The organism is Pseudomonas sp. UBA4194 (genome assembly GCF_002379585.1).
Classification (GTDB): Bacteria; Pseudomonadota; Gammaproteobacteria; order Pseudomonadales; family Pseudomonadaceae; genus Aquipseudomonas.
In genome coordinates this window covers 152,300-157,662 of the sequence record NZ_DFUE01000046.1, presented here as the reverse complement: position 1 = coordinate 157,662, position 5,363 = coordinate 152,300, and the positions used below count along the sequence as shown (strand labels likewise).

At 63.2% G+C, this 5,363-nt stretch carries 4 protein-coding genes; all 4 read left to right on the top strand.

What is annotated here, in order from left to right:
- Positions 1 to 2,188, top strand: a 2,188-nt coding sequence (gene secA / locus B3397_RS12710; RefSeq protein WP_296250526.1) for a preprotein translocase subunit SecA, incomplete at its 5' end; no start/stop codon positions are given.
- Positions 2,189 to 2,309: 121 nt separating this feature from the next.
- Entirely contained in the window at positions 2,310 to 3,527 is a 1,218-nt protein-coding gene (argJ, locus tag B3397_RS12705) for a bifunctional glutamate N-acetyltransferase/amino-acid acetyltransferase ArgJ (protein ID WP_296250525.1), read from the top strand.
- A gap of 247 nt (positions 3,528 to 3,774) precedes the next feature.
- Complete coding sequence (locus tag B3397_RS12700; RefSeq protein WP_296250523.1) at positions 3,775 to 4,401, top strand: glutathione S-transferase; 627 nt, start codon at positions 3,775 to 3,777, stop codon at positions 4,399 to 4,401.
- On the top strand, positions 4,398 to 5,342 hold the full coding sequence (locus B3397_RS12695) for a Nudix family hydrolase (RefSeq protein ID WP_296250521.1): 945 nt from the start codon (positions 4,398 to 4,400) through the stop codon (positions 5,340 to 5,342). The genes B3397_RS12700 and B3397_RS12695 overlap by 4 nt, the downstream gene beginning before the upstream one ends.
- The last annotated feature ends 21 nt before the right edge of the window (positions 5,343 to 5,363 follow it).

Genomic DNA, 5,363 nt, shown 5'->3' with positions numbered 1-5,363 from the left:
CTACCTGCGCGACAACATGGCGTTCAGCATGGAAGAGAAATTCCAGCGCGAGCTGAATTTCGCCGTGATCGACGAAGTCGACTCCATCCTCATCGACGAAGCCCGTACGCCGCTGATCATCTCGGGCCAGGCCGAAGACAGCTCCAAGCTGTACACCGAGATCAACCGCCTGATTCCTCAGCTCAAGCAGCACATCGAGGAAGTCGAAGGCCAGGTGACTCAGGAAGGCCACTACACTGTCGACGAGAAGACCCGCCAGGTCGAACTCAACGAAGCTGGCCACCAGTACATCGAAGAAATGCTGACCCGCGCCGGCCTGTTGGCCGAGGGCGAGAGCCTGTACTCGGCGCATAACCTGGGCCTGCTGACCCATGTCTATGCCGGTCTGCGCGCGCACAAGCTGTTCAACCGCAACATCGAGTACATCGTCCAGGACGGTCAGATCCTGCTGGTCGACGAGCACACCGGCCGCACCATGCCCGGCCGTCGCCTGTCCGAAGGCCTGCACCAGGCCATCGAAGCCAAGGAAAACCTGAACATTCAGGCCGAAAGCCAGACCCTGGCCTCGACCACGTTCCAGAACTATTTCCGCCTGTACAACAAGCTCTCGGGCATGACCGGTACCGCGGACACCGAAGCGTTCGAGTTCGCCCAGATCTACAACCTCAACGTGATGGTCATTCCGCCGAACAAGCCGCTGGCGCGTAAAGACTTCAACGACCTGGTGTACCTGACGGCCGACGAGAAATACGCTGCCATCGTTGCCGACATCAAGGAAAGCATGGCTCAGGGCCGGCCAGTACTGGTGGGTACCGCGACCATCGAAACCTCCGAGCACATGTCGCGTCTGCTCAACGAAGAAGGCATCGAGCACAAGGTGCTCAACGCCAAGTTCCACGAGAAGGAAGCCGAAATCATCGCCCAGGCCGGTCGCCCCGGCGCCCTGACCATCGCCACCAACATGGCCGGTCGCGGTACCGACATCCTGCTGGGCGGCAATTGGGAAGTGGAAGTCGCGACCCTGGAGAACCCTTCCGAGGAGCAGATCGCCCAGATCAAGGCCGAATGGCAGAAACGCCACCAGCAAGTGCTGGAGTCCGGTGGCCTGCACGTGATCGCGTCCGAGCGTCATGAATCGCGTCGTATCGACAACCAGCTGCGTGGCCGTGCCGGCCGTCAGGGTGACGCCGGTTCCAGCCGCTTCTACCTGTCGCTGGAAGACAGCCTGATGCGCATCTTCGCCTCCGATCGGGTGAAGAACTTCATGAAGGCCCTGGGCATGCAGTCCGGCGAAGCCATCGAGCACCGCATGGTCACCAATGCCATCGAGAAGGCTCAGCGCAAGGTCGAAGGCCGCAACTTCGATATCCGCAAGCAGCTGCTGGAGTTCGACGACGTTGCCAACGAGCAGCGTAAAGTGATCTACCACATGCGTAACAGCCTGCTGGCCTCCGAGAATGTGGGCGACACCATCGCCGACTTCCGTCAGGAAGCCCTGGCCTCGCTGTTCGCCCAGCATATTCCGCCACAATCGCTGCCTGAGCAGTGGGACGTGCCGGGCCTGGAAGCATCCTTGCAGAGCGACTTCGGCGTGAGTCTGCCGATCCAGCAGTGGCTGGACGAAGACGACAAGCTGTACGAGGAAACCCTGCGCGAGAAGGTCATGGTCGAGTTGCTGTCGGCCTACACCGAGAAGGAAGACCAGGCCAGCGCCGATGCCCTGCGTACCTTCGAGAAGCAGATCCTGCTGCGCGTACTCGACGACCTGTGGAAAGACCACCTGTCCACCATGGATCACCTGCGTCACGGCATCCACCTGCGCGGCTACGCCCAGAAGAACCCGAAGCAGGAATACAAGCGCGAGTCGTTCACCCTGTTCCAGGAACTGCTGGATTCGATCAAGCGCGATACCATCCGCGTTCTGTCCCACGTTCAGGTGCGTCGCGAAGACCCGATCGAGGAAGAGGCGCGTCTGCGTCGCGAAGCCGAGGAACTGGCCTCGCGCATGCAGTTCGAGCATGCCGAAGCACCGGGTCTGGATCAGCCCGAAGCCCTTGAAGAAGGCGCGGACGTAGCGGTCGCCACTGCCCAGACGCCGGTGCGCAACGAGCAGAAGCTGGGCCGCAACGAGCTGTGCTGGTGTGGCTCGGGCAAGAAATTCAAACACTGCCATGGCAAGATCGACTGATCGAGGCCTGACACCGGTTTGAAGCACTATCGCGCCGCGACAGGCCAGCCCCGTCGCGGCGTTTGTCCATTTATTGGCGGCGTCGACGATACGCCGCAGATTCCTCCAAAGGAGCGCTCACATGGCTGTTGGTCTTGGTCCCTTGCCTACGCTGCACCCTGTTCCAGGTTTTGAACTCGGCATTTCCAGCGCCGGTATCAAGCGCCCAGGGCGCAAGGATATCGTGGTCATGCGCTGCGCCGAAGGCTCCAGCGTGGCGGGCGTGTTCACCCTCAATGCCTTCTGTGCGGCGCCCGTGATTCTTTCCAAGCAACGCGTCGGCGGGGCTGTTCGCTACCTGCTGACCAACACCGGCAATGCCAACGCCGGCACCGGCGAGCCGGGCCTGGCCGCTGCCGAACGCACCACGGCCAAACTGGCTGAGCTGACCGGCGTTGACGCCAGCGCGGTATTGCCATTCTCCACCGGCGTGATCGGCGAGCCGTTGCCTGTGGAGAAGATCGAAGGCGCCCTGCAAGCGGCGCTGGATGATCTGTCCGTGGATAACTGGGCGGCCGCAGCCACTGGCATCATGACCACCGATACCCTGCCCAAGGGCGCCAGCCGCCAGTTCCAGCACGATGGTGTGACCGTCACGGTCACTGGCATCAGCAAGGGCGCGGGCATGATCCGCCCGAACATGGCGACCATGCTGGGCTACATCGCCACCGACGCCAAGGTGGCGCCAGACGTGCTGCAGGATCTGATGCGCGACGGCGCGAACAAGTCGTTCAACCGCATCACCATCGATGGTGACACTTCTACCAACGACTGCTGCATGCTGATCGCCACGGGCCAGGCCGATGTTCCGCCGATCACCGAAGCCACCGGCCCGCTGTTCGCTGCGTTGAAACAGGCGGTGTTCGAGGTGTGCATGGACGTCGCCCAGGCCATCGTGCGTGACGGCGAAGGGGCGACCAAATTCGTGACGGTCGAGGTGAACGGTGGTGGTAATCATCAGGAATGCCTGGATGTCGGCTACACCGTGGCTCATTCGCCACTGATCAAGACTGCGCTGTTTGCGTCCGATCCCAACTGGGGGCGTATCCTCGCCGCTGTTGGCCGCGCTGGGGTACCGGATCTGGACGTCAGCAAGATCGACGTGTTCCTGGGCCCGGTGTGCATCGCCAGCCGCGGCGCGCGTGCCGCGAGCTATACCGAAGAGCAGGGCTCGGCGGTCATGGCCCAGGAAGAAATCACCATCCGCATCGAGCTTGGTCGCGGGGATTGCAGCGAGACCATCTGGACCACCGACCTGTCCCACGAGTACGTGAAGATCAACGCCGAATACCGGACCTGATCCGACATCGGTGGTGAAGCTGTTCGCGGCTGTACGCCGCTCCTACAGGGGTTGTGATCTGGGGGCGGCGGCGTTGGTTTTCGCGGCTGTACGCCGCGCCCACAGGGGTTGCGATCTGAGGGGTGGCGGCGCTGGGTTTCGCGGCTGTACGCCGCTCCTACAGGGGGCGATAGATCTTCTGTAGGAGCGGCGTGCAGCCGCGAAGAGGCCGGCACATTCAACAACAATCGTCCAAGGATGCATTGCCATGTCCTACCACCTGATCATCGGCGACAAACGCTATTCCTCCTGGTCCCTGCGCGCCGCCCTGGCGCTGGACCTGGCCGGTGTCGACTACACCGAACACCTGATCAAACTCAACCAACCCGACAGCCGCCAGCGCATGCTCGAACATTCGCCCACGGCCAAGGTGCCGGTGCTCAAGACCGAACACGGCAGCATCGCCGACACGTTGGCAATCGCCGAATACCTGGCAGAACGCTTCCCCGACAAACACCTCTGGCCCCACGATATCGCTGCCCGCGCCCAGGCCCGCTCGGCGTGCGCACAGATGCACAGCGGTTTCTTCGGCCTGCGCGGCAACCTGCCGATGGACCTGCAGCGTGATGCCGGCCACGAAGCCATGCCCGCCGACGCCGAAGCCGATATCCAACGGATGCTGGCGCTGTGGCGCGAGTGCCGGGCAGCCAGCACCGAGCAAGGCCCGTATCTGTTCGGACAGGTAAGCCTGGTGGATGCCTTTTTCGCGCCAGTGGCGATCCGCCTGCGGACCTATCACGTCGAGTTACCCGCTGACGCAGCGGCGTACGTTGACACCATCTACCAGTGGCCAGCGTTCAAAGCCTGGCAAAAGGCTGGTCTGGAGGAAGAGTGAAACGAGTTCATGTGGCAGCGGCAGTGATCCGCGGCGCCGACCATCGCATCCTGATCGCCCGTCGTGCAGATTCCCAGCATCAGGGCGGTCTGTGGGAATTTCCCGGTGGCAAGGTTGAGGTCGGCGAAACCGTAGAGGCCGCTCTGGCGCGGGAGCTGCGCGAGGAACTGGGCATCGAGGTCGGCCAGGCGCGGCCCTTGATCAAGGTGCATCACGACTACGCCGACAAGCAGGTGCTGCTGGATGTCTGGGAAGTCACCGAGTTCACCGGCCAACCCCATGGCGTCGAAGGCCAGCCATTGGCGTGGGTCAAACCGCGCGAGTTGCCAGGCTATGAGTTTCCTGCGGCCAACCGCCCCATCGTCGCGGCGGCGAGCCTGCCTGGCCAGTACCTGATCACGCCGGATGGGCTGGACAATCCGACCCTGCTGCGAGGGCTGCAGAAAGCCATCGCCGGCGGCATCGGGCTTGTCCAGCTGCGAGCGCCCAACGGCTACGACCCGCAGTATCGCGATCTGGCCGTAGACGCAGTAGGGCTGTGTGCCGGGAAGGCGCAACTGATGCTCAAGGGCCCATTGGAGTGGCTGGGCGACTTCCCCGCGGCCGGCTGGCATCTCACCTCGGCGCAACTGCGCAAGTACGCCAGCAAGGGCCGACCGTTTCCTCAGGAACGCTGGTTGGCGGCCTCCTGCCATGACGCTGAAGAGCTGAATCTGGCACGGCAGATGGGCGTGGACTTCGTCACGCTGTCGCCGGTACAACCTACCCAGACCCACCCCGACGCGCAGCCGCTGGGCTGGGAACAGGCTCAGGGGTTGATTGCCGGGTTCAATCAGCCCGTGTTTCTGCTGGGTGGGGTCGGGCCGCAGGATCAAGCGCGGGCGTGGCAGGTGGGGGCGCAGGGCGTGGCCGGGATTCGGGCGTTCTGGCCGGGGGATTGAGGGTGGATGGTCCCCTCACCC

Coding starts and splice junctions, on each gene's coding strand:
- argJ (WP_296250525.1), top strand. CDS start 2,310: ATGGCTGTTGGTCTTGGTCCCTTGCCTACGCTGCACCCTGTTCCAGGT.
- B3397_RS12700 (WP_296250523.1), top strand. CDS start 3,775: ATGTCCTACCACCTGATCATCGGCGACAAACGCTATTCCTCCTGGTCC.